The 25,232-nt window shown below is 73.9% G+C and carries 17 protein-coding genes and 1 pseudogene; 13 read left to right on the forward strand and 5 right to left on the reverse strand.

Annotated elements, in window-relative coordinates:
• Window positions 1-51: 51 nt before the first annotated feature.
• Together ACTHAM_RS08165 and ACTHAM_RS08170 are read right to left on the reverse strand one after the other, a co-directional pair.
• Window positions 52-1,374 carry an ATP-binding protein gene (locus ACTHAM_RS08165; protein ID WP_440686214.1) on the reverse strand — a complete coding sequence of 441 codons (1,323 nt, stop codon included), beginning with the start codon at window positions 1,372-1,374 and terminating at the stop codon, window positions 52-54.
• 4 nt (window positions 1,375-1,378) lie between these two features.
• A complete protein-coding gene (locus ACTHAM_RS08170) occupies window positions 1,379-2,071 on the reverse strand; it encodes a response regulator transcription factor (RefSeq protein WP_440686216.1) in 693 nt (230 codons plus the stop codon).
• Between the two features lie 175 nt (window positions 2,072-2,246).
• Between ACTHAM_RS08170 and ACTHAM_RS08175 the strand changes: the two genes are divergently transcribed.
• From ACTHAM_RS08175 to ACTHAM_RS08195, 5 genes are all read left to right on the forward strand, one after another.
• On the forward strand, window positions 2,247-3,620 hold the full coding sequence (locus tag ACTHAM_RS08175; RefSeq protein ID WP_440686218.1) for a sensor histidine kinase: 1,374 nt from the start codon (window positions 2,247-2,249) through the stop codon (window positions 3,618-3,620).
• Complete coding sequence (locus ACTHAM_RS08180; RefSeq protein WP_440686220.1) at window positions 3,617-4,393, forward strand: response regulator; 777 nt, start codon at window positions 3,617-3,619, stop codon at window positions 4,391-4,393. Before ACTHAM_RS08175 ends, ACTHAM_RS08180 begins: the two co-directional genes overlap by 4 nt.
• 217 nt (window positions 4,394-4,610) lie before the next feature.
• Window positions 4,611-5,402, forward strand: a complete 792-nt coding sequence (locus tag ACTHAM_RS08185) for an ABC transporter ATP-binding protein (protein WP_440686499.1) — start codon at window positions 4,611-4,613, stop codon at window positions 5,400-5,402.
• The gene (locus tag ACTHAM_RS08190; protein WP_440686222.1) at window positions 5,402-7,894 is read left to right on the forward strand and encodes an ABC transporter permease; all 2,493 of its coding nucleotides are present in this window, start codon (window positions 5,402-5,404) and stop codon (window positions 7,892-7,894) included. The genes ACTHAM_RS08185 and ACTHAM_RS08190 overlap by 1 nt, the downstream gene beginning before the upstream one ends.
• Before the next feature lie 159 nt (window positions 7,895-8,053).
• Window positions 8,054-12,145, forward strand: coding sequence for an FtsK/SpoIIIE domain-containing protein (locus ACTHAM_RS08195; protein WP_440686224.1), 4,092 nt, complete (start codon window positions 8,054-8,056; stop codon window positions 12,143-12,145).
• Between the two features lie 40 nt (window positions 12,146-12,185).
• On the opposite strand, the gene ACTHAM_RS08200 is transcribed toward ACTHAM_RS08195, so the two are convergent.
• Window positions 12,186-12,590, reverse strand: a complete 405-nt coding sequence (locus ACTHAM_RS08200; RefSeq protein WP_440686226.1) for a hypothetical protein — start codon at window positions 12,588-12,590, stop codon at window positions 12,186-12,188.
• A gap of 299 nt (window positions 12,591-12,889) precedes the next feature.
• Here ACTHAM_RS08200 and ACTHAM_RS08205 point away from each other — a divergent pair, with 299 nt between their 5' ends.
• Window positions 12,890-13,138 (forward strand): WhiB family transcriptional regulator, encoded by a 249-nt coding sequence (locus ACTHAM_RS08205; protein WP_440686228.1) that lies wholly within the window; start codon window positions 12,890-12,892, stop codon window positions 13,136-13,138.
• 135 nt (window positions 13,139-13,273) lie between these two features.
• Here the strand turns inward: ACTHAM_RS08205 and ACTHAM_RS08210 are convergent, their stop codons facing one another.
• The gene (locus tag ACTHAM_RS08210; RefSeq protein WP_440686230.1) at window positions 13,274-14,758 is read right to left on the reverse strand and encodes a sensor histidine kinase; all 1,485 of its coding nucleotides are present in this window, start codon (window positions 14,756-14,758) and stop codon (window positions 13,274-13,276) included.
• A gap of 54 nt (window positions 14,759-14,812) precedes the next feature.
• Here ACTHAM_RS08210 and ACTHAM_RS08215 point away from each other — a divergent pair, with 54 nt between their 5' ends.
• The 5 genes from ACTHAM_RS08215 to ACTHAM_RS08235 all read left to right on the forward strand — a co-directional run bounded on the left by ACTHAM_RS08215 (window position 14,813) and on the right by ACTHAM_RS08235 (window position 20,230).
• Entirely contained in the window at window positions 14,813-15,394 is a 582-nt protein-coding gene (locus ACTHAM_RS08215; RefSeq protein ID WP_440686232.1) for a DUF2505 domain-containing protein, read from the forward strand.
• Between the two features lie 361 nt (window positions 15,395-15,755).
• Window positions 15,756-17,045, forward strand: a complete 1,290-nt coding sequence (locus ACTHAM_RS08220; RefSeq protein ID WP_440686234.1) for an ABC transporter substrate-binding protein — start codon at window positions 15,756-15,758, stop codon at window positions 17,043-17,045.
• A 90-nt stretch (window positions 17,046-17,135) separates the two neighbouring features.
• A complete protein-coding gene (locus tag ACTHAM_RS08225) occupies window positions 17,136-18,164 on the forward strand; it encodes a carbohydrate ABC transporter permease (protein ID WP_440686236.1) in 1,029 nt (342 codons plus the stop codon).
• Window positions 18,161-19,084 carry a carbohydrate ABC transporter permease gene (locus tag ACTHAM_RS08230; RefSeq protein WP_440686239.1) on the forward strand — a complete coding sequence of 308 codons (924 nt, stop codon included), beginning with the start codon at window positions 18,161-18,163 and terminating at the stop codon, window positions 19,082-19,084. Before ACTHAM_RS08225 ends, ACTHAM_RS08230 begins: the two co-directional genes overlap by 4 nt.
• Window positions 19,085-19,183: 99 nt before the next feature.
• A complete protein-coding gene (locus ACTHAM_RS08235; protein ID WP_440686241.1) occupies window positions 19,184-20,230 on the forward strand; it encodes a LacI family DNA-binding transcriptional regulator in 1,047 nt (348 codons plus the stop codon).
• A 13-nt stretch (window positions 20,231-20,243) separates the two neighbouring features.
• Here the strand turns inward: ACTHAM_RS08235 and ACTHAM_RS08240 are convergent.
• Window positions 20,244-23,673: pseudogene (locus ACTHAM_RS08240) on the reverse strand (proline dehydrogenase family protein).
• A 137-nt stretch (window positions 23,674-23,810) separates the two neighbouring features.
• Between ACTHAM_RS08240 and ACTHAM_RS08245 the strand changes: the two are divergent.
• Both ACTHAM_RS08245 and ACTHAM_RS08250 read left to right on the forward strand, forming a co-directional pair.
• Window positions 23,811-24,590, forward strand: a complete 780-nt coding sequence (locus tag ACTHAM_RS08245; protein ID WP_440686243.1) for a helix-turn-helix domain-containing protein — start codon at window positions 23,811-23,813, stop codon at window positions 24,588-24,590.
• Between the two features lie 107 nt (window positions 24,591-24,697).
• The gene (locus ACTHAM_RS08250) at window positions 24,698-25,111 is read left to right on the forward strand and encodes a hypothetical protein (protein WP_440686245.1); all 414 of its coding nucleotides are present in this window, start codon (window positions 24,698-24,700) and stop codon (window positions 25,109-25,111) included.
• Window positions 25,112-25,232 lie beyond the last annotated feature (121 nt).

The following is a 25,232-nucleotide window of genomic DNA, read 5'->3' on the forward strand; positions in this document are numbered from 1 at the left end:
GGGGGTTGAGGCGCGCCTACGCGGCCCCTGACGGTCACCATTGTCCCGCGGTCACCACCGACGCCGGTCCTTGCTCGTCGCGACGACCGCGCCACGCGGCAGCACCACGTCCGGCCGCAGCGACGCGGGCACACCGGACAAGAAGAGCGCGAAGACCGCAGGCCGCCGCTGCGCCAGCTCGAGCCGCCCCCCGTCGGCCGAGGCGAGGTCGCGGGCGAGAGCCAGACCGAGCCCGGTGCCGGCCCCCGAGGTCGCACCCCGCTCGAAGATGCGCGGGGCGAGGTCGTCAGGGACCCCCTCCCCCTCGTCCCCGACCTCGACGACGACCGCCTTGGCGGGCCCGCCGCCGCGGGTGCGCACCGTGGTGGTCCCGGCACCGTGCTTGAGGGAGTTCTCGATGAGCGTGGCCAGCACCTGGGCGAGGGCACCGGGCGTGGCGAGGACCTGCACGGCCGGGTCGACGTCGACCACCAGCCGCCGTCCCTGGGCCTGGAACGTCGGCCCCCACTCCTCCTCCTGCTGGTGCACGACCTCGAGCAGCGGCACGGCCTCCGTCGTGCCGCCCTGCGACCGGCGCGAACGGGCCAGCAGGTCGTCGACCACCCGCACGAGGCGTTCGACCTGCTCGAGGGAGATGCGCGCCTCCTCGGAGACCTGCTCCTCGGAGGCCGTCGCCATGATCTCCTCCAGCCGCATCGACAGCGCCGCCAGAGGGGTGCGCAGCTGGTGGGAGGCGTCCGAGGCGAACTGGCGCTCGGCTGCCAACCGACCGGCCATGCGGTCCGCGCTGCGGGCGAGCTCGGCGGCCACCAGGTCGATCTCCTCGACGCCCGACGGCTCGAGCTGGGGTCGAACCTGCCCCGAGCCGAGCTGTTCGGCCGAGGCCGCCAGGTACACCAGCGGCGCGGCGAGGCGGTTCGCCTGCCACGTGGCCATCGCGATCCCGGCGGCGAACGCCACGACGGCGGCCACCACGACGAGCGCGATGATGCGCAGGCTCAGCCAGAAGACGTCCCACCACCGCACCTCGAGCTGCACCAGGGCACCGGTGCTCGAGGTGGTCTGCACGGACAGGGAGCGGCCCTCGATCGTCGGCCCCGCCTGGAACACCTGGCCGTCGGCCGTGCGCACCAGCACGGACGCCGCGAGGTCGCCGTCGGCGCCCGTGTACGGCTCGAGCATCCGTTCGGTGAGCTCGATGTCCTGGTCGACCCGCAGGTCGACGGAGCGGGCCAGGGCCTCCGCCCGCAGGTCCAGGCCACGCATCTCGTTCTCGCGGACGAGCTGGGCCCCGAGGAACGCCAGCGGGAACCCCAGCAGGACGACCGCGACGGTGACCGCCGCGATGGTCGCCTGCAGCACGCGACGACGCATGAGCTCAGTACCGCTCGCCGGCGCCCGTCTCGAACCGGAACCCCATGCCTCGCACGGTCGAGATGTAGCGCGGCGCGTTCGCGTCGTCGCCGAGCTTGCGGCGCAGCCACGACACGTGCATGTCCAGGGTCTTGGTGGAACCGGTCGGGTCGGACCCCCACACCTCGCGCATCAGGGTGTCGCGCGAGACGACCGTGCCGGCCGCGCCGACCAGGACGCGCAGCAGGTCGAACTCCTTGGCGGTCAGGTGCAGCTCGCGGTCGCCCTGGAACGCACGATGGGCGGCGACGTCGACCCGCACGTTCTGGGCGTGGACCTCGTCCTCGTCGGACGGGTCGGCGCCCGTACGGCGCAGCAGCGCCCGCACCCGCGCGAGCAGCTCGGCGAGCCGGAACGGCTTGGTGACGTAGTCGTCGGCGCCCGCGTCGAGCCCGACGACGAGGTCGACCTCGTCGGCGCGGGCGGTGAGGACCAGCACCGGCGTGGTCAGCCCCTGGTTGCGGATCGCGCGGGCGACGTCGAGGCCGTCCATGTCCGGCAGGCCCAGGTCGAGCACCACGAGGTCGGCGGCTGCCGCACCGTCGATCGCACCTTGACCAGTTCCTTGCACGTGGACGTCGTAGCCTTCACGACCGAGGGCGCGAGCCAAAGGCTCGGCAATCGCCGGATCGTCCTCGGCCAGCAGCACGTGGGTCATCGCCCCATGCTAGGTCACGAGTACGTCAGGGCAACCTCACTCCCGCGCCCGACGCGCCGGACGACCAGGCGAGGCGCCGCGTGGCACCACGCTCCGACCCGGGTCGGACACGGCGGCGCCGGCCGCCCACCCGGGGACGCACGACGGGCACCGCAGGCCCCCCTACGCTCGGGGCGTGAGCCTGTGGGAACGTCTGACGCGCTGGGAGGAACGGCACCGCTTCGCCGTCGACGCCACGGGCACCGCGCTCTTCGCGCTCGTCGCCGTCCCGGCCTCGCAGTCGCTGGCGATGACCGACCCGTTCGCGGGGACGAGCGTGCAGCGGTGGGCCATGTTCTCGGTGATCGCACCCCTGGCCTGGCGACGTGTCCGCCCCGTCGGGTCGGTGGTCGCCGTGTACTCCTTCGCCCTGGCGCACATCGTGCTCGGCTACCCGTTCTTCTTCCCCGCCGACCTGGCGGTGCTGACCGCGCTGTACTCCGTGACCGTCAACGGTCCCCGCTGGGCCCACCGCACCGCCATCGCCAGCGCCATGGTGGGCAGCCTCGTCCTCGGCCTGACGCTCAGCGGGGGCGCCCCGCTCCAGGTCGGGTTCACGGCGCTGTTCACCGCCGCGGTCGCCCTGACCACCTGGGCGTTCGGCCTGGTGCGACGCCAACGACGCGAGACCCTGGAGTCGCTGCGCGACCGGGCCCGCCGCCTGGAGATCGAACGGGACCAGCAGGGCCAGATCGCCACGGCCGCCGAACGTGCCCGGATCGCCCGCGAGATGCACGACATCGTCGCGCACTCGCTGACGGTGATGATCGCCCAGGCGGACGGTGGGCGCTACGCCGCCGATGCGGATCCCGCCGCTGCCACGCGCGCGCTGTCCACGATCGGCGAGACGGGACGTGCGGCACTGTCCGACATGCGACGTCTGCTCGGCGTGCTGCGCACCGATGGCGTCCACACACGGGACGGTGCGCCCGGCACGGCCCCAGGCGGGCTCGCCGGGACAGGGACGGCCCCCGGGCGGCTGCCTGCGGGCGCACGCTCCGTCGCCGCCGCACGGGCCGGCGCACCGGGACCGGACGCCCGCACCGGTACCGGCGCGGGCGCGGGTACGGCGCCCGACGACCGCTACACGCCGCTGCCCGCCGAGGGTGACCTCGACGCGCTGGTCGAGCAGATGCGCTCCAGCGGGCTGCACGTGTCCCTGGTGCGCATGGGCACCCCGCGGTACCTGCCGCCAGGCGCCGGGCTGACGATCTACCGCATCGCGCAGGAGGCCCTGACCAACGTGCTCAAGCACGCCGGTCCCGGTCCGAAGGTCACTGTGCTGCTGCACTGGCTGCCCGGGTCGGTGGCCGTCGAGGTCGCCGACGACGGCCGCGGCGCCGCGGCCGACACCGACGGGCTCGGCCAGGGGCTGCTCGGCATGCGCGAGCGCGCCGCGATGTTCGGCGGCACGGTGACCGCCGGACCGCGACCGGGCGGAGGCTTCCGCGTGCGCGCCCAGCTGCCCACACCGGGCGACGACACCGCAGATGAGAGGCTGGAGGCATGACGACCCGCAGCGCCGACGGCCCCCTCGACAGCAGTCCCGGCCGTGACGGCGCCGGCACCGGGTCACGCCCCGTGCGGGTGGCCCTCGTCGACGACCAGCAGCTGGTCCGCGCCGGGTTCCGCATGGTCATCGACTCGCAGCCCGACCTGGAGGTCGTGCTCGAGGCCGGCGACGGCGAGCAGGCGGTCCGTGACCTCGACCCCGCCGCGCGCACCCTGACCGGGCCTGTCGACGTGGTGCTGATGGACATCCGCATGCCACGCATGGACGGGTTGGACGCGACCGCCCGGATCACCGCCCGCGGCACCGACGACCACCCCGCCCCGCGCGTCATCGTGCTGACCACGTTCGACCTCGACGAGTACGTGCTCTCCGCGATCCGGGCCGGGGCCAGCGGGTTCCTGCTCAAGGACGCGCCGCCCGAGGAGATGCTCGCCGCGATCCGCACCGTGCACCGCGGCGACGCGGTGATCGCCCCCTCGAGCACCCGGCGGCTGCTCGAGCACCTGGTCACGGTGCTGCCCGACGACTCCCCCGGGGCCGACACGGCACCGGCGCGGCGCGCGGTCGCCGACCTGACCGACCGCGAGCGCGAGGTGTTCGTGCTCATGGCCCGCGGCCGCTCCAACACGGAGATCGCCGGTGACCTGTACGTCGCCGAGGCGACCGTGAAGACCCACGTCGGTCGGATCCTGGCCAAGCTCGGCGCGCGGGACCGTGTCCAGGCGGTCGTGATCGCCTACGAGACGGGGCTGGTGCGCCCGGGGTCGTGAGGCGATCCGCGGGGTGTGCGACCGCGGGACCGCGCCCGGGTCGGCCCACGGGATGACGCCGTGACCTGCAGGACCACCCCAGGGCCCGACGACCGCGTCGGCTGCGGTCCCTAGCGTTGCCGGTGTCGTCAACCGGCGGCCGCACCGGCCGCGCCAACCCAGGAGACCAGCCGTGGGAACCACACCTGACCGCACCCTCGCACCCCTCGACCAGCAGATGACCGCGTCCCGCGCCCGGGGGCTGAGCAAGGTCTACGGGCACGGGGCCTCGGCGGTGCACGCGCTCGACGGCGTCGACATCGACTTCACGGCCGGGGCGTTCACGGCGATCATGGGCCCCTCCGGCTCGGGCAAGTCCACGCTGATGCACCTGCTGGCCGGGCTGGACCAGGCCTCCGCGGGCAGCGTCCACCTGGGCTCGACCGAGCTCACGTCCTTGGACGACGACGCCCTGACCCGGCTGCGCCGCGACCGGGTGGGTTTCGTGTTCCAGTCGTTCAACCTGCTGCCGATGTTCACCGCGGAGCAGAACATCCTGCTGCCGCTGGAGCTGGCCGGTGCCCGACCGGACCGTGCCTGGTTCGACACGCTCGTGGCGACGCTCGGCCTGGGCCAGCGGCTCACGCACCGGCCCAGCGAGCTGTCCGGTGGCCAGCAGCAGCGGGTGGCGATCGCCCGGGCCCTGATCGCCAAGCCCGAGGTGGTGTTCGCGGACGAGCCGACCGGCAACCTGGACTCCCGCTCCGGCGCGGAGGTGCTCAGCTTCCTGCGCCGCTCGGTCCGTGAGCTCGGCCGCACGATCATCATGGTCACGCACGACCCGGCCGCGGCGGCCTACGCCGACCGCGTGGTGCTCCTGGCCGACGGCCGGATCGCCGGGGAGGTCCTCGACCCGACGCCCGAGTCGGTCCTGGCCGCCCTGGACGCGCTGCGCCAGCTCGACGACCGGCTCGACGGCGTGCGTGAGCCGGCTGCGGGCACGGGTGCCATCTCGGTGGTGGGTGCCTGATGCTGCGACTGACGTTGGCGCAGATGCGCCGCAGCATCGGACGGCTGGCTGCGGCCGCCGTCGCGATCGGCATCGGCGCGGCGTTCCTCACCGCGACGCTGCTGGCCGGCAAGGTGATGACCCGCGCCGGGTACGACGCGGTCACCGCGACCTACGCGAAGGCCGACCTGGTGGCGATGGGCGACTTCACCCCCGCCGACCTGGAGACCGCCCGCAAGCAGCCCGGGGTCGTGGCCGCCGACGCGCTGCAGGTCAGCGGCCTGCAGCTGACCTCGCCGCTGCGCACGGTGTGGCAGCCGATGCTCGCGGCCGCCACCGATCCGCGGCTGTCGTCGTTGACCATCGTCGACGGCGTCGCCCCGACGTCGCCCGGGCAGGTCGCGCTGGACCCTGACGCCCTCGAACGGTTGGCCGTGGGGGTCGGGGACGAGGTCACCGTCTCCTGGTACGTGTGGGGGGACGACGACGCCGAACCGGTCGAGCACACCGCTCAGGCGCAGGTCGTCGGCGAGGTCGCCGACTCCGCCGGCGCGTGGTCGCAGTACGGCGGGGCCGGGCTGGCGCTCGACTCCGACCTGCGCGCCTGGATGGACGGCGGGCAGGACATCACCGCGGCGCGGCTGCTCATCGCGGCCGACGACGTGGCGACCGCGCGCGACCAGCTGACCCGGGCCCTGCCCGACGCCGAGGTCGTCACGCGGGACGAGGCGGCCGCGGCCACCATCAGCGAGATGTCCGGTGAGGGCAACGCCCTGCTGATGGTGGTGCTCGGCTTCGCCGCCGTGGCGCTGCTGGTGGCCGCCCTGGTCATCTCGAACACGTTCCAGGTGCTCGTCGCGCAGCGCACCCGGACCCTCGCGCTGCTGCGCGCCGTGGGGGCCGTGCGCGGCCAGCTGCGACGCTCGGTGGTCACCGAGGCGGCGATCCTCGGCCTGGGCGCCTCGGCGCTGGGCGTGCTGCTCGGCGGCGCGCTGACCCAGGTGGCGCTGAGCCTCGCCGCGCGCACCGACATGAGCGTGCGGCTACCGTCGCGGATCGACGTGGACGCCACGGTCGTGCTGGTGCCGCTGCTGGTCGGCACGCTCGTGACGATCCTGGCCTCGCTGGTGCCCGCACGGGCGGCCACCCGGGTGTCGCCCATCGCGGCGCTGCGGCCCGCCGACGCACCGACGGTGGACGACCGTGCCGGGCGGTTCCGGCTGGTCTCCTCCCTCGTGCTCGTGGTGCTGGGGCTCGTCACGCTGGCCGGCGGTGCCACCCTGGCGGTGCTGGGCGCCGGCGACCCGATGGGCGCGCTCGGCATCGCGATGCTGGGCGGTGGCGTGTCGTTCGTCGGGGTGCTCATCGGTGCCGTGTTCTGGGTGCCCAAGGTCGTCTCGTGGACCGGTCGGCTGGTGTCCCGCACCGGTCCGAGCGCACGGCTGGCCGCGGCCAACACGCTGCGCAACCCGCGACGGACCGCCGCCACGAGCACCGCTCTGCTGATCGGCGTCACCCTGGTGACCCTGATGAGCACCGGTGCGGTGACGGCCAGGGCGTCGCTGGGCAGCGAGCTGGACACCCGGTACGCGGTGGACGTGATGGTCTCGCTGCCGGACGGCGAGGGCGACCTTCCCGCCTCGGCCGTCACCACGATCCGCTCGGTGGACGGCGTCGACCAGGTGGTCGAGCTGACCTCGGCGGCGGTCGAGGTCGACGGCACCGAGGTCCGGGTGATGGGGCTGGACCCGGCCGACGCCGCGGTGCTGCGTCGACCGCAGCTGCTGTCGGCCCTCGACGACGGCACGGTCGTCCTGAGCGAGCAGCAGGAGAAGCTCGTCGACGGCGATCTCAGCACGCTGACCGGCGAGGCGGGTTCCGCCGCGCTGACGGTCCTGCGGCCGGGCATCGGGGGCAGCGACGTCCTCGTGACGCCGTCGACGCTCGCCTCGCTCGACGCCGCGCCCCGGTCGAGCACCGTCTGGGTCTCGCTGGACGGCACCCGGTCGGCGGTCGACGTCATCCAGGATGTCACCGACGCCTTCCCCGGCACCGCCCTGCAGGTCGACAGCGGCGCCGTGGAGCGCGAGCAGTACACGCAGGTCATCGACACCCTGCTGGCCGTCGTGGTGGGCCTGCTGGCCGTCGCGGTCGTCATCGCCCTCATCGGCGTGGCCAACACGTTGTCGCTGTCGGTCATCGAGCGGCGCCGCGAGTCGGCGACGCTGCGGGCCATCGGTCTGACCCGCCGCCAGCTGCGGGCCACGCTGGCCGTGGAGGGTGTGCTGATCGCCGGGGTCGGTGCCGTTCTCGGCATGGGGCTGGGCGTCGTGTACGGCTGGGCGGGCGCGGCCACCGTGTTCGGCGGCATGGGTCCGCTGCGGCTGGCGGTGCCGTGGCGCGACCTGGCGCTGGTGATGCTGGTGGCGTGCACGGCCGGTCTGCTGGCCTCCGTGCTGCCGGGGCGCGCGGCGGCCCGGACGTCACCGGTCGCGGCACTGGCCGTCGACTGACGATCCGCTGCGCAGGGTCGGCGCCGGTCGGCCCTGCGCAGCGGTGGGGCCGGTCGGCGCGGGCCGCGACCCGACCGGCGCCCCTGTGGGCGAGGACGTCGTCCACGGCTCAGGTCCCGTGTCGAGCCGCGCGAGCGCGGCCCGCGGCACGCTCGCCGGGTGCTCCTGACCGTCGTCCACCCCGATCTGGCCCGAGGGCCTGGCCTGCACCCCACCGATGTGGACGTCGACGAGGGGATCGCGTTGCCTGCGCTGCTGGCTCACCTGGCGCGGCTCACCGGGTGGGCCGGGTGGCCCCGGACGTCCGTGGCGGTGGGTCCCACGACGCTCACCACCGGCCACGCGACCGGTCACTACCCGCTGGTGGCCGGCTGCACGCTGCGGCCTGGCCCCACGGAGCACGACGAGCTGGGGGGCGCCGCCGCCGGTGCGTCGCGGGCGGCGTGGCACCTGGCGGTGGTGTCCGGGCCCGACTGCGGCGCGCTGCACGGACTCGAGCCCGGAGCAGCGCCCCTGCGGGTCGGGGCGGGTCGCGACCGCGTCGACGCGTCCGCGTCGTCCGGGACAGGCGAGGGCACCGACCCGCACGTGGAGGTGAGGGTCCGGGATCCTCGCTGGGGTGACCTGGTGGTGCAGGTGCGGACGACCGTCCGCCGCGGGCGCACGCGGTTCCACGTGCGGCTCAGCGGCCGCACCCCGGACGGCCCGGGTGTCGCCCGCCTGGTCCGTGACCCTCGGCTGCACCGTGGCCGCGGCCGTGCCCGTCGCCCCGTCCGTGCCCCGCACCTGGCGCTGCACCACCCGTGGCGCCGCTGGCGCCCCACCGAGACGCTGCAGGTCGGCACCACCCGCCTGGCGCTGCGCCCCGCACCGGACGCCACCGCTCCCGACGTCCTGGCGACGGCGGGCGCAGACGGGGTGCGCCGCGGTGGCGCCGGGCGCACCGAGGCACTCGGGATGCTCGCGCCGGCGATCGGCTCGATCGCCTTGGCCGCCGCGCTGCGTCAGCCGTTGCTGCTGCTGACGGCTCTGGTCGGCCCGGCGACACTGCTGGCCTCCAGGACCTCCCGCACGAGCGGGACGCCCGGTCCGGGCTCGCCCGGGCGGGGCGGCGCGTCGCAGGGCACCGACACCACCCGACCGGCACCGGCGGACCCCGCGGCCCTGGCCGCCGTGACCGTGCAGGCGCTCTGGTCGGCAGGTTCCCCGACGTCCGCGCAGACCCCGGCCATGGCAGGACGCCACGCCTCCACGCCCGCCCGCACCGGCATGCTGGACCAACCGGGGGCCACGCTGGCCGTGGTCGGCCCGCCGCAGGAGGTGCGCGCCGCGGCACGAGCACTCGTGCTCGGCGCCGTCGGCCCCCACGCCGACCGTGCGGTGCAGGTCCGCTGCGGCGCGGGGCTCGACTGGGCCTGGACCAGGTGGCTGCCCGGCGGAGCCGGGACCCTGCCAGGGCGGGACGACCCGCCGACCGTGGTCGTCGCCGACCTGACCGGACCCGCCGGCAGCGCCCTGGACGAGATGGCCGCACTGGCCCGGTGGCGGGCACAGGTGCCCTCGCCGCACCAGCTCCTGCTGCTCGTCGCCGACGAGACGGGCCGCGGCGGGCCCCGCGTCCCGGGGTGGTGCCGGCAGGTCCTGCACGTGCGTGCCGGACGCGCCCGCCTGCGCACACCTGACGGACGCTCGAGCGAGGTCCCTCTGCACGCGGTCACCGTGGCGTGGGCGGACGCTCAGGCACGCCGCGTGGCCGCGGTCGTGCACACCCGGCCCGGGGCCTCGTCCGCGGGCACCCCCGGCGCCGGCGACGGTCGCGGGGCGAGCGACGCGCACGCCGGCCGGACCGGTCGTGGCGTCCCCACCACGGCCGACCTGGGCGCGCTGCCCGGCATGCCTCCGGCGCAGAGCGCGCAGGTGGCCGCCGCGTGGGGCCGAGACGGCACGATGACGGCGGCGCTGGGCCTCGGCGAGGGAGGTCTGCCCGTGCACGTCGACCTGGTGCGCGACGGGCCGCACCTGCTGGTGGCCGGCACCACGGGCTCCGGCAAGTCTCAGCTGCTCAGCGACCTGGTCCTCTCACTGGCCCTGACGAACCCGCCCGACCGCCTGGCTGTCGCGCTCGTCGACTTCAAGGGCGGCACCAGCCTGGGTGCCGTCGCCGACCTGCCGCACGTGGTCGGGCAGGTCAGCGACCTCGACGCCGCCCACGCCTCACGCGCACTGGCCGGACTGCGGGCCGAGCTGCACCGACGCGAACGTCTCGTCGCCGCCGCCGGGGCCCGCGACCTGGCCGAGCTCGACCCCCTCGACCCGACGACGCCCGCCCGCCTGCTCGTGGTGGTCGACGAGTTCCGCGCCCTGGCCGACGAGCTGCCCGACGCGTTGCCCGCCCTGGGCAGGCTCGCCGCCCAGGGACGTTCGCTCGGCATGCACCTGGTGCTGGCCACGCAGCGACCCGCCGGCGCCGTCACACCCGACCTGCGCGCCAACCTCGCCCTGCGGGTGTGCCTGCGGGTGACCGACCCGGCCGAGTCGCAGGACGTGCTCGACGCACCGGACGCGGCCCGGATCAGCCCCCGCACACCGGGTCGGGCGTGGCTGCGACGCGGTGGCGGTCCGCTCGAACCGGTGCAGGTGGCCCGGACGCGAGCCGCCGGCGCGTCCGCACCCGTCCGCCTCGCGCGCCCCTGGTGCGGGCCGGGCGAGGCGACTGCCGGGGCCCACGGGCGAGGCCACCTCGACCTGTCCCCCGGCGAGGACGAGGCCGTCGACCGCGACGCCCGGGCGTGGGTCGAGGCAGCCCGTGCGGCGGCGATCGGGCGCCGCGTACCGACCAGCCCGTGGCTGCCCGAGCTGCCGGACTCGGTGACGCCCGGCCAGGCACGTGCCGCGGACCCGCGCGCCGCTGCAGATCCCCGCGGCGGACGGTTGACGGTGGCGCTGGGCGACGTGCCGCACGAGCAGCGCCGGGCGCACGTCACCTGGGACGCGACGCACGGGCACCTGCTGATCCTCGGTGGCCCCCGGTCCGGGAGGACGAGCACGCTGGTGAGCCTCGGGCGGCAGGCCGCCGCGCAGGGCTGGACGGTGCACGCCGTCGGCCTGCCTGCCGACGCCGTCGCGGAGCTGGCCCGCACCGGCTGCCTCGGCACGGACGTCGGGACGGACGACCCGCGCCGGATCGCCCGGCTGCTCGAGCTGCTGCCCGCACGGACCGGCGCCGGCCCGCGGCACCTGATCCTGCTCGACGGCCTCGAGGCCGCCCTCACCGCGCTGGAACCCGTGGCCCGTGGTGCCGCGGGCGACCGCCTGGCGTCCCTGTGGGCCGAAGGCCCCCGCGCCGTGACCGTGGCCGCCACCGCGCAGGTCACCGCCCGCACCGCGGGGCTGGCCGCCTCGTTCGGGGACCGTCTCGTGCTCCCCGTCACCGATGCCGCGCTCGACGTCGTCGCCGGGGTGCCGCCCGCCCTGCGCGGAGCCCGGCGATCTCCCGGACGGGCGGTTCACCTGGGACCGGCCGGTGCGCTGCTGTGCCAGGTGGCGCTCGAGCCGTCGACGCCGCCCGCCACGCCGGATCCTCGGACCCGGGCCACGCCACGGCTGGCCCCGCTGCCCTCGCACGCCGTGCTCCCGGCGTTCCTGCCCCGGCGGGCCGACGACCCACGGCCTCCCACGACCGTCGTGCTGGGGCCAGGAGGCGACGATGCGGCGGACCTTCTCCTCGACGTCGGTCGCGGGCTGCTGGTGGTCGGCCCGCCGGGGTCCGGGCGCACGACCAGTCTGGTGACCGTGGTGACGCAGCTGCGCCGTGCGGGGGTCGAGGTCGTGCAGGTCGGCACGGCGGGGCGTACGTCGGCCGGCGTCACGCACGCCGCCTCGGTGGCCGAGATCGTGTCGGGGGCCGGCCTCGGACGTGCCGGGACGACGACGGTCGTGGTGGACGACCTGGACGAGCTGGAGCTCATGGACCCGCTCGAGGCCGAACGGCTCGAGCAGGCGGTCCTGGCAGGTGCCGTGCGGCTGATCGCCTCGGCGCAGACGGAGCGGGCGGTCGGAGCGTTCCGCGGGCCGGTGGCGCTCGCCGCCCGGACCTCGACGCTGCTGGTGCTGGAACCGGCGACCGCGGGGTCGTCCGACCTGCTCGGGCCGCGCGCGCCCTGGGTCACCGATCCGCGGGGTGGCGCGGGGCGGGGTGCGGTCCGGATCGGCCACCGCGTCGAACCCGTGCAGGTCTTCATGTCCGCGTGAGCGGCGACTCCCGGTGCGCGCAGGCTCGGGTGCGCCCTCTTCAGTCGCGGGCGCGGCGCGCATCCTCGGGGACCGTGGCCGCCACCACCGGGGGCAGCACCAGGCCGACTCCGACGAGCACGGCGACACCCACCACGGCGGCGGACCACCAGCTGGCCTCGACCCCGAACCAACCCAGGGCCAGCACCAGCAGCATGATCTGCCAGGTCATCACCGGGGACCGGGCCCACCGTCTCCCGCGCCACAGCCCACGCGCGCAAGCGGCCAGTGCGGCGGCGACCCCGAGGCAGCACGCCGCGAGGAACACGGTCGCCGTCGGCATCGTGGCATCGCCCGACGCGAGCCCGAGCAGGAACACTGCGCCCAGACCCGCAGACGCCAGCGCCTCGACCAGGACGAGCACGCACACCACGGCCAGCTGCACGGGACGGTCGCGGAGTCTCACGGCGCCGACCCTACGACCCCGCGGCGGTGCGGGCGCACCGGGGCGGACGGGCGCCGTCACGGCGGGCGCTGGTCATGGCGACGCGCGCCGCACGGTACTGTGTCGTGTGTATGCCACAGGCTCCTCTCAGATGTGACGAAGGCCTCAGCATTCACCGACTGGAAACCTGCCCTTAACTCTTGTGCGCCCCGTTTCCTGGTGTGACGCTTGGAGCAGCACGTTCCCCACCCCCGAACCTGACCGTCTAGACGCACGCCCTCGTCCGGGCGGCGCCTCGACGCGTGCCAAGGAGAGCTGACATGGACTGGCGCCACCGCGCAGCATGCCTCGACGAGGACCCCGAGCTGTTCTTCCCGATCGGCAACACGGGCCCGGCCCTGCTGCAGATCGAGGAGGCCAAGGCGGTGTGCCGTCGCTGCGACGTCGTCGACACCTGCCTGAAGTGGGCCCTCGAGACCGGTCAGGACGCCGGCGTCTGGGGCGGCCTGTCGGAGGACGAGCGCCGCGCGCTCAAGCGCCGCACGGCCCGTCAGCGTCGCGCCGGCTGACCGGACGCACCTGCACCACCCGCCCCGCCCCCGCGGAGGCAGCACAGCAGCACGAAGGCCGGTCCCCTCGAGGGGGCCGGCCTTCGTCGTGCTCGGCCGCTGGGTGCGCAGACCGCTGGGCGCGCAGACCGCAGGTCAACGCACGATCGAGCCGGCCTCGCGACCGTGCCGCAGCGTCGCGGCGATGACGACCGCCGTGCCCCCACCCTCACGCGGCATCCAGTCGATCGTTCCGCGCAGCTCGTTGACGACCAGCGTGGACACGATCTGCGTGCCCAGGCCACTCCCGGCTCCCCTGCCCTCGGGCAGACCGGCACCATCGTCGGCGACCTCGACCCGCAGCGAGTCTCCCGTCCGCTCGACCGTGATCTCGACCGTGCCGGAGGGACGCCCCTCGAACCCGTGCTCGACGGCGTTGGTGACCAGCTCGGTGAGCACCAGGGCGAGCGCCGTGGCGTCCTCGGCGGGCACGGCGCCGAAGGTGCCGGTGATGACCGTGCGCACCTGGGTCCCGGCGGTGGCCACGTCGGCGGCCAGGCGCAGGCTCCGGCCCACCAGGTCGTCGAAGGGCACGGCCTCGTCGAGGGTCTGCGAGAGCGTCTCGTGCACGAGGGCGATCGTCGCGACACGACGCATCGCCTCGTCGAGCGCCTCGCGGGCCTCGGGGGTGCTCATCCGTCGTGACTGCAGGCGCAGCAGCGCCGCCACCGTCTGCAGGTTGTTCTTCACGCGGTGGTGGATCTCACGGATCGTGGCGTCCTTGGTGATCAGCTCGCGTTCCCGACGGCGCAGCTCGGACACGTCGCGGCACAGCACCACCGCCCCGGTGCGGTCCCCCAGCTCGGTGAGCGGCACGGCCCGCAGCGAGAGCGCCACCCCACGGGCCTCGATGTCGGTCCGCCACGACGCGCGCCCCATGAGCACCAGCGGCATGGATTCGTCGACCGTGTCGTGCTGGTCGATGAGCTCGGTGGTGACCTCGACGAGCGACCGCCCGACGAGGTCACCCAGCGCGCCGAGCCGGTGGAAGCAGGAGAGCGCGTTGGGGCTGGCGTACAGGACCTCACCCTCCGAGTTCAGGCGCACGAGGCCGTCTCCCACGCGAGGGGCGCCACGTCGGGGCCCCGTTGCGGCGTTCGGGGTCGGGAACTCGCCGCGGCCGATCATCCCGAGCAGCTCGTCGGCGGCCTCGACGTAGTTCAGCTCGAGCCGGCTGGGGGTGCGAGCGCCGCCGAGGTTCGTCTGGCGGGCGATCACGGCGATCGCACGCCCCTGCCGCACCACGGGAACCGCTTCCTCCCGCACGGCGTAGGAGCCGAACCAGCGCGGTTCGCGGGACCGCTGCGGACGCAGCTCGTCGAGGCTGCGCTGCAGCTGGGGGCGCTGACCGTCGGGCGGGTGGGAACCGACGACGTCGTCGTAGTGGACGGTCGCCCCCGTGGAGGGGCGGCACTGCGCGATGGCGACGAAGTCACCGTCGGGCGTGGGCAGCCACAGCACCAGGTCGGCAAAGGCCAGGTCGGAGACGACCTGCCAGTCCCCGACGAGCAGGTGGAGCCACTCCAGGTCGGCGGCGTCGAGCGACGCGTAGCGGGCGGCGAGGGTGCTCAGTGTGGACACGGGGTCCAGCGTAGGTGGGCGCGTGCACCCGGCGGTCGGGCGGTCCAGCGGTTAGTGTCGAGCACCACCTCGACCCCGCCGCCGCACCCCGTGGCCCGGCGGGGCGACGCCGCGAAGGGAACCACCGTGCAGGTGCTCGTCACGCTCGACCTCCCCACGGATGCGCGTGCCGCCGCCGTGATGCTCGCCGACCCGCTGTACGTGCAGCAGAAGGTGCAGGCCAGCGGTGCGCTCGACCAGCAGGTCGACGTGGTGGGCGATGCGGGAGCCGGTTTCACGGTGACGATCCGTCGGGGCCTTCCCACCGACGCCATTCCGGCGAACCTGCGCGGGTTCGTCGGCGCGCGCCTGGACGTGCGCCAGGTCGAGGTGTGGGAGCCGGCGGTCGCGGACGGCTCACGGGGCGGCACGGTCGTCCTGGAGATCACGGGAGCCCCGGTACGGCTGACCGGTCGGGTGGGCCTGGCGGCGCTGGGCCCGGACGCCAGCCGCCTCACCTACGAAGGTGAGGTCAAGGCCGCCGTGCCGCTGTTCGGCGCCGTCGTCGAGGAGGCGGCCTCGGAGGCCGTGCGCGCCGCCCTGCAGGTGGAGCAGTCGGTCGCCGAGCGCTGGATCGAGACGCACCCGGCCGGGTGACACCGTTTCACCTGACCGTGGCCGCGACCTGCTGAGGGTGGGCCTCGCGGTGGTCACGACGCGGCCGAGCAGCCGTAACGATTGGATAACGCGCTGATCCGTATCAGCGTCCTGACCTGCACGAACAGGCTCATGGGATCGCTACCACGGCGTGATCCGGGCCCCGTCTCCTTGACACCTGACCAACGCCGGACGACAGTTCATCGCAGCGCGTGGGAACGCTCCCGCCCGAACGGGAGCGGTGCCACGCGAGGGTCCACAACGGCCCACGGACGCCTGACGGCAGACGACTCGTTCGCTGCCGACAGATGTTCGCCCAGGGGTACGGCGAGGAAGCCGTCCGACTGACAAGGGAGTCACAGTGCGCAAGACCACACGCAAGATGTGGGCGGCTGCAGCAGGCGTCACGGGTATCGCCCTGGTTGCCACCGCCTGCTCCAGCTCGACGCCGGCAGACGACGAGTCCGGCTCGTCCGACGAGAAGATCACGCTGACGATCTCCACGTTCAACGAGTTCGGCTACGACGACCTGCTCGACGAGTACATGGAGCTCAACCCGAACATCACGGTCGAGCACAACAAGTTCGGCACCTCGAACGAGGCGCGCGACCAGTTCTCCACGGCGCTCGCCGCGGGTTCGGGCCTGGCGGACGTCGTGGCCGTCGAGGTCGACTGGATGCCGGAGATCAAGCAGTACGCCGACCAGTTCAACGACCTGGCCAGCGACACGGTCGAGGGCCGCTGGGAGCAGTGGACCATCGACCAGGCCACCACCGAGGATGGCCAGCTGCTGGCCTACCCGACGGACATCGGCCCCGAGGCCATCGCCTACCGCTCCGACCTGTTCGCCGCGGCCGGCCTGCCCTCGGACCGCGAGTCCGTCAAGGCGCTGTTCGAGGAGAACGGCGGCGACTGGGACCAGTTCTTCAAGGTCGGCCAGGACTTCGTCGCGGCCTCCAACGGCGTGCCGTTCGTCGATGGCATGGATGCGGTCGGCCAGGGCATCCTGAACCAGCTCGAGGCGCCGTTCGAGGACCCGTCCACCGGTGAGATCGCGATCGACCCGCAGGTCGAGGAGATCTACAACCAGCTCCTCGAGAACACCAACCTCTCCTCCCACAAGGCGCAGTGGAGCGAGGACTGGGTCAACGCGTTCCAGAACAACGGCTTCGCCGTGATGCTGGCGCCGTCCTGGATGCTCGGCGTGATCGAGGGCAACGCGGCCGGCGTGACCGGCTGGGACATCGCCGACACGTTCCCCGGCGGCGGCGGCAACTGGGGCGGTTCGTTCCTCACCGTGCCGACGCAGTCGGCGCACCCGGCTGAGGCCCAGGCGTTCGCCGACTGGCTGACGGCTCCCGAGCAGCAGCTCAAGGCGTTCGCCAAGACCGGCAACTTCCCGAGCCAGATCGAGGCTGCCGCCTCGGACGAGCTCGCCGGCATGACGAACGAGTTCTTCAACAACGCCCCCACCGGCGCGATCTTCAAGGAGCGCTCGGCCGCCATCTCGGTGACGCCGTTCAAGGGCGAGAACTACTTCGCGGTCCGCGACGCCCTGTCGCAGGCGATCAACCGCGTGGACGTCGACCAGACGGAGGACGCCGCCACCTCGTGGGCGGGCTTCCAGACGGCCGTCGAGGCCCTCGGCTGATCTAGCCGCACCAGGGGTCGGGTCGCCGGCACACGCCGGCGGCCCGACCCCGCCCCACGTCCCCGCTCCCCGCGACGAAAGAACTCCCTCATGGCCACCCAGTTGGCACCCACGCGCGGTGCCTCCCGCAGCGACCAGCGGCCGCCCCGCAAGATCGGGTTCCGCCAGACGCTCGGACGGTGGGACGTCAAGGTCTCGCCCTACCTGTACATCTCCCCGTTCTTCATCCTGTTCGCGATCGTCGGACTGTTCCCGCTGCTCTACACCGGTTGGGTGTCGCTGCACGAGTGGAGCCTGCTCGGCGGCAAGGGTGACTTCGTCGGTCTCGACAACTTCACCTTCGTGCTGGACCAGCCGTACTTCTGGACCGCTCTGCGCAACACCCTCAGCATCTTCCTGCTCTCCAGCGTTCCGCAGGTCATCACGGCCCTGATCATCGCGGCGATGCTCGACGCGAACCTGCGTGCCAAGACCTTCTGGCGCATGGGCGTCCTGCTGCCCTACGTGGTGGCCCCCGTCGCCGTCGCGCTGGTCTTCTCCAAGCTGTTCGCCGACGAGTCGGGTGCGATCAACGCGGTCCTCGGCAACTTCGGCATCGACCCGATCGGCTGGCACAAGGACGTGCTGCCCTCGCACGTGGCCATCGCCACGATGGTGAACTTCCGCTGGACCGGGTACAACGCCCTCATCTTCCTCGCCGCGATGCAGGCCATCCCGCGCGATCTGTACGAGGCCGCGACACTCGACGGAGCCTCCCGGCTGCGGCAGTTCTTCTCCGTGACGATCCCGATGCTGCGCCCGACGATGATCTTCGTCATCCTCACCTCCACCATCGGTGGTCTGCAGATCTACGACGAGCCGCGCATGTACGACCAGCTCGGACAGGGCGGCAACAGCCGGCAGTGGATGACCGTCACGCTCTACCTGTACGAGCTCGGCTGGCGCCAGCGTGAGCTCGGCCGCGCAGCGGCCGTCGCCTGGCTGCTGTTCCTGCTGATCATCGTCTTCGCGATCCTCAACTTCGCGATCACGCGGCGGATCTCGTCCGCGGACGACATGGCCAAGGCCGCCAAGAAGGCCCGCAAGTCGACCAAGGCCCTCGAGAGGAGCGCCCGATGAGCGCCCCGTCCATCCCGTTCATCGAGCAGAGCGCAGGCAAGGGCGCGGCGCGTTCCGCGCGCCGCCGCCGCAAGGGCGTCGCTCTGGCCGGTGGTTCGGACCGCCGTCCGGGCTGGGTGACCTACCTGCTGCTCGGCCTCGTCATCGTGGGTTCGGCGTTCCCGCTGTACTTCGCCCTGCTGCTGGCCTCGTCCAACGCGCAGGAGATCGCCCAGAACCCGATCCCCTCGCCGATCCCCCAGGGTCAGCTGTGGGACAACCTGATGCGCGTCTTCGAGTCGGACATCAACCTGTGGCAGGCGACGCTCAACTCGCTCGTCGTGGCCGTGGTCACCGCCGCCTCGGTGGTGTTCTTCTCCACGCTGGCCGGGTACTCGTTCGCGAAGCTGCGCTTCAAGGGCCGCGGCCCGCTGCTGGTGTTCGTCATCGCCACGATGGCCGTCCCCACGCAGCTCGGCGTCGTGCCGTTGTTCATCGTCATGAAGGAGCTCGGCCTCGTCGGGAACCTCATGGCCGTGATCCTGCCCGGCATGGTCACCGCGTTCGGCGTGTTCTGGATGACCCAGTACCTGGACAGCGCCCTGCCGTACGAGCTCATCGAGGCGGCCCGCGTCGACGGTGCGTCGATGTTCCGGACGTTCTGGTCGATCGCACTGCCGGCGGCCCGTCCGGCGGCGTCGATGCTGGCGCTGTTCACGTTCATCGCCTCGTGGACGAACTTCTTCTGGCCGTCCATCGTGCTGGGCACCACGACCCCGACCCTGCCGGTCGCCCTGCAGCTGCTGCAGGCCGGGTTCTTCAAGGACATCGCGCTGATCATGGCCGGTGTCGTCATCTCGGTGATCCCGCTCATCCTGGTGTTCCTCGCCGCCGGCCGTCAGCTCGTGGCCGGCATCATGCAGGGCGCCGTCAAGGGCTGAGCACGGCGTCTCCTCAGGCCACGGACGACGGCCCGGCGCACGCCCGGGCCGTCGTCCTGCCACACTGACGCTGCACCGCAGCCGCAGGAAGGAAGACCAATGGCGGTCGACAACGCATCGACGCACGACCTGCACGCACGCCCCGCCGTTCCCACCCTCGAAGAGGTGGCCGAACGCGCCGGCGTGTCCCGGTCGACCGCGTCGCGTGCCATCAACGGCGGGCTGCGCGTGTCCCCCGAGGCGCTCGCCGCGGTCGAGGCCGCCGTCGCCGAGCTGGGGTACACCCCGAACCGGGCGGCCCGTTCGCTCGTGACCAAGCGCACCGACTCGATCGCGCTGGTCGTGCCCGAGCCCGACGAACGGGTGCTGTCCGACCCGTTCTTCGCCGGCACGCTCAGCGGCCTGTCCGCCTCGATGGCTGACACCGACATCCAGGTGGTGCTGGTCATCACCCGACCCGGTGAGAGCGACCGCACCATCCGCTACCTGCGCAACGGGCACGTGGACGGCGCGATCGTCGTCTCGCACCACCGCAACGACGAGCTGGACCGGTCGTTGCTGGACCTGCGCATCCCGAACGTCTTCGTCGGCCGTCCGTTGTCCGCCAACGAGTCGGACGTGCAGTTCGTCGACACCGACAACGTCGAGGGCGGGCGGCTGGCCACGCAGCACCTCATCGACCGGGGTTGCCGACGCATCGGCACGATCGCCGGCCCCGGCGACATGTCCGCGGGCATCGACCGCCTCGGGGGGTGGCGCCAGGCCGTCCTGGGTGCCGGGCTGCGCGACGACGCGGTCGCCTACGGCGACTTCACGATCGCCTCGGGTGGCGTGGCGATCCGCCGGCTGCTCGCGGAGCACCCGGACCTGGACGGGGTGTTCATCGCCTCGGACCTCATGGCCACGGGCGCGCTGTCGGTGCTCGCCGAGCTGGGCAAGGACGTCCCCGGCGACATCGCCGTGGTCGGCTACGACAACCTGGGCGTGTCGGCCTCGACCTCCCCGCCCCTGACGACGGTGATCCAGCCGGTCGTCGCGATGGCGCGGGCGGCGGGCCTGCGGCTGCTGGACCAACTGGAGGGGGCACCCCGGCCGTCCGAGCCGCTGATCTTCGCCCCCGAGCTGGTGGTCCGCGAGTCCGCGTAGCTGTCGCCGCGCATCAGGGCCGCTGCTGCAGCGCGGCCCGACGGTCGGGCTCCACGTGCCCGAACCGGTGCCGGGTGCGGCTGACGGCCTGCTCACGCAGCACCGTCAGCAGCTCGCGTTCCGCGCTGGCCACGACAGGTGCGTCGAGCACGGTGACCTGGCCGACGCGGCTCGCGGCGGCCTCGCGCAGTCCAGGTGCGGCGCCGACGACGCGCACGCGGCCGGTGACCGCGCCCCGCTCGACCCGCGCGGCGAACGCCGCGTGCGACTCCGCGCGCACGTCGCTGACGTGCACGGGCACTGCGACGGTCGCCGCCGCGTGGCGGACGCGTGCCACCTCGCGCGGGTGCGCCCCGTCACCGACCCGCAGCGTGAGGGCGGCGACGGGCACGTGGCGCAGCGTGTTCTCCTCGACGAGCAGGCCTGACCGGTCCTGCCCCGCGAGCAGCGTCGGCCCGACGCGGCGGTCGTCGGCCTGCGCCCACGCGAGCCACGCCGCGTCGTCGGTCGGGACGTCGGGTGCGTCCGCCCACGTGCCCAGTGCCGCGACGTAGTGCGGACCGCCGGCCTTCGCGCCGGGTCCGACCGCGGAGGCCTTCCAGCCCCCGAACGGCTGGCGCTGCACGATCGCCCCGGTGATGTGGCGGTTGACGTACGCGTTGCCGACCTCGACGTGCGCCAGCCAGTGGTCGATCTCGGCCTCGTCGAGCGAGTGCAGACCGCCCGTGAGTCCGAACTCCACCTGGTTCTGCACCGCGATCGCCTCGTCCAGGGTCTGCACCCGGATGACGCCCAGCACCGGGCCGAAGCACTCGGTCAGGTGGAACCAGGACCCGGGTGCCACCGAGTGCCGGACGCCCGGCGACCACAGCCGACCTTCGTCGTCCAGGCGCCGCGGCGCGACGAGCCACCCCTCCCCCGGCTCGAGCGTGGTCAGCGCGCGCAGCAGGCGCCCCTGGGCGGGTTCCACGAGCGGGCCCACGGCGGTGCCGAGGTCGTGCGCGGGCCCCACGTGCAGCGAGGCGACGGCGTCGGCGAGCTGCCTGCGCAGGCGGGCCGACTGCCCGGCGGAGCCGACGAGGATCAGCAGCGAGGCGGCCGAGCACTTCTGCCCGGCGTGCCCGAAGGCCGAGCGGACCACGTCGGCGACGGCCAGGTCGACGTCGGCCGAGGCCGTCACGACGATCGCGTTCTTGCCCGACGTCTCGGCCAGCACGTCCAGGTCGGGCCGCCAGCCGGCGAACAGGCGCGCCGTCTCGATCGAGCCCGTGAGCAGCACGCGGGCCACGTCGGGGTGCGTGACCAGATGGCGGCCGATCTCACCCTCGGGGCTGAGCACCACCTGAAGCACGTCGGCTCCGACCCCGACCTCGTCGAACGCCTCCTGCACGGCGGCCATCGCGACCTGCACGCAGCGCGGCGTCTGCGGTGCGGGTTTGACCAGCACGGGTGACCCGGCGGCCAGCGCGGCCAAGGTCGACCCCACGGGGATCGCCACAGGGAAGTTCCACGGCGGGGTGACGACCGTGACACCGGACGGGACGGAACACGGCACCGGGTACCGTCCCGTCGGCGAGCTCGGCGGCCCGGTCGGCGTAGTAGCGGGCGAAGTCGACGGCCTCGCTGACCTCGGGGTCTGCCTCGGCGACCGTCTTGGCACCCTCGTGCACCATCGTGGCGACGAGGTCGCCGCGCGCCCGCTCGAGTGCGAGCGCCGCGCGGCGCAGGGCGAGCGCACGTCGGGCGGGGTCGGTGGCCGCCCACCCGGGTGCGGCGGCGACGGCGCGCGCGACCACGGCGTCGACCTCGTCGGTGCTGGTGACCTGGACCGCCCCGTCCGGGACGGGCGGCGCGCCTCGCAGGAGCCCGCGCGCCCACGCACGGGAGGCGGCCACGGCGGGGTCGGTGTCGGAGGCGTTGGCGAAGAGCGCGGCGGGCTCGGACGAGCGCCCCGCGAGCGACGTGTCACCCTGCTCGGTCCCCGGACCAGAGGTGGGCCCGGGCCGGCGCGCGCTGCGGCGCGGGACGGTGGACACGGTGGCCGCGTCGTGGACGGCCGCACGGAACGCCGCCTCCTGTGCTCCCATGCCGACGCCGGACGCGGCCCCTTCCTCGCCCGTGCCTGCCTGTTCGTCGGCGAACAGCGCGTGCAGGAAGTTCTGGGCGGCGGAGTTCTCCTCCAGCCGCCGCACGAGGTAGGAGATGGCGACGTCGAAGTCGTCGCGCGCGACCACCGGGGTGTAGAGCAGCAGGTCACCGACCACCTCGCGCACCGCGCGGGCCTGCGCCGGGGCCATGCCCTGCAGCATCTCGACGTCGAGGGCCTCGCCCACGCCACGGTGCTGCGCGAGCAGGTGGGCGTAGGCGACGTGGAACAGGTTGTGACTGGCCACCCCGACGCGGACGGCGTCGGTGCGGGTCGGGTCCAGCGCCGTCTCGAGCAGCCGGACGTAGTTCGCGTCGACGTCGGCCTTGGTCGTGTACGGGGCCTGCGGCCAGCCGTGCAGCTCGGCCTCGACCTGCTCCATGGCCAGGTTCGCGCCCTTGACGAGGCGTACCTTGACCGGCGCACCGCCTGCGGCCCGGCGTCGTCGGGCGGTGGCGGTCAGTTCCTCGAGCGCGTCGGAGGCGTCCGGCAGGTAGGCCTGCAGCACGATCCCGGCGGGGACGGTGAGCAGCTCGGGGTCGAGCACGAGCCGCTCGAACACCCGCATCGTCAACGTCAGGTCCCGGTACTCCTCCATGTCGAGGTTGAGGAACGTGCCGTTCTGCGCGGCCACCCGGTACAGCGGCAGCAGGCGCTGCACCACGCGGTCGACGCTGCCGGCGGTGTCCCAGGTGGACAGCTGGCTGGCCACGGCCGAGACCTTCACCGACACGTAGTCCACGTCGGGCCGTTCGACGAGCCGACGCACGCGGGCCAGCCGGGCCACGGCCTCCCCCTCGCCCAGGACGGCCTCGCCCAGCAGGTTCAGGTTGAGGCGGAACCCGGCGGCGCGCATCCCGGCCAGGTGCGGGCCGAGGCCCCGGCCCGCGTCGGCCACCAGGTGCCCGACGAGCTGGCGCAGGCGCAGCCGCGCGGCGGGCACCACGACGGCGGGCAGCACCGGTGCCAGCCGTACGCCCAGAGCCAGCAGCGTGCGGTCCACGGGGCCGAGGAACGCCCGGGCCGAGGCGGCGTGGGTGCGCAGCCCGGCGAGCTCTGCCGCGGCGACGTGCAGGTCGTCGGGCCGCGCGACCCGGTCGACGAACCGCACCGCGAGCTCCAGACCGGCCGGGTCGCCGACCAGGGCCGCGAGCCGGCCGGTGGTGCGGCGCTCCCGCGGTGTCTCGTCGGCGGCGGTGGCGTCCAGCCACCGCCGGGCCAGCTGCACGGCGTCGTCGGTCAGGGTGGCGGGCGCCGAGGTCGTGGTCGAGGCCGGCGCGGACAGGTCGCTGCTCACGTTCCGATCCTGCGCCCCCGAGCCGCGCGCGTCTTGTGCTGGAGACCCGGCCAGGTGCACGGATCGCGACCAGGACGCACGGCCGACCCATCCCGGAAGCGTCACCGACACACACCGCCACTAGCGTCCCAGGTGCCATGGGGACCCGACCTGCACCCGCGCAGCCCGCCGAGCCGGCGTGGCCTGCGGCCAGGGCACTGCTGCGGTCCCTCGACGCCTCGTTCCTGGGCCTGGTCGACGACCTCACCGCGACGATGTTCTGCGCGAAGGACACCACCGGGCGGTACGTCGCGGTCAACGACGCGTTCGTGCGCCGCACCAGCGAACGCTCACGCCGCGACGTGGTGGGTCGGCGCGCGGCGGACCTGTTCGTGCCGCAGCTGGCGCGCCGGTACGACGAGCAGGACGCGCACGTGCTCGACACGGGTCGGCCGTTGCGCCGTGAGCTGGAGCTGATCCTGCGGCCGGGCGGGCGGCCCGGCTGGTACCTGACGTCCAAGGTCGCGGTCCGTGACGGGCGCGGTCGGACGGTCGGGCTGGTCAGCCTGTCGGAGGACCTGGGCACGCACGACCCGGCGGACCCGGCGGTGCAGTCCCTCGCACGGGTGCTGGCACTCGTGCAGGCCCGGCTCGCCGACCCTCCCTCGTCGGCCGAGCTGGCCGCCGCGGCGGGCTGCTCCACCTCGGCACTCGACCGGCGGGTGCGGCGCGTCTTCGGGCTCTCCCCGCAGCAGCTGGTGCTGCGTGCCCGGGTCGATCACGCCACGGTGCTGCTGACCGGACCCGACCCCGTCGCGGACGTCGCGGTCGCATGCGGGTTCTACGACCAGGCGGCGCTGACCAGGACGTTCGGGCGACTGACAGGTCAGACCCCCGCGCAGTTCCGACGCTGGTCACGAAGTCACGCCGCGCCTTGACAGGTCGGTGCACCGTGGGGAGGCTGAGGCGCACCGGGACCGGCTGCGGCCGGCCCCGGTCGTTCCGCCCCGCGCGCGCGGGGCGTCGTCAGATGCAGGGGGAACTCATGTCAGTCATGCCCGCACGCCCGGCCACCCGTCGGGTCCGCACAGCCCTGGCCGCCCTGGTGGTGGCCGGCCTCACCGTGACGGCCCTCGCCGGGCCGGCCTCCGCAGACGAGGACGGCCCGGTGGCCGGCACCAGCCTGCCGGTGGTCACGTTGCCCACACCCGACTCGGGCACCCGCCCGATGGCCACGATCGAGGACGCCGAGGAGTTCTGCTCCTGGATGACGGGCATCTACGACTCCAAGCCGTCGTCGTTCACGGTGCGCACCGTCAACTGCCGCACCACCGACGTGTTCGTCAAGGGCGTGTACCGCAACGGCGGGTTCGGCCCGTGCGTGCTGGTGCCGGCGCGGCACTCGCGCCACCTGGGTGGGTCGTTGCTCAAGCCCCTGGAGAAGTCGCAGATCTGCTGAGCCGCGCACGCGGGTGAGCCGTGCGCGTCCTGCCAGACGGACGTGCACGGCTCACCGGTCGGGTCGGCGTGGCGCTGGCCTGCGCACGTGCCACAGTGGGCACGACGGGCCGGGCCCGGCG

Origin of the sequence: Cellulomonas soli (assembly GCF_052036975.1) — a bacterium.
In the GTDB taxonomy this organism is placed as follows: Bacteria; Actinomycetota; Actinomycetes; order Actinomycetales; family Cellulomonadaceae; genus Cellulomonas; species Cellulomonas soli_A.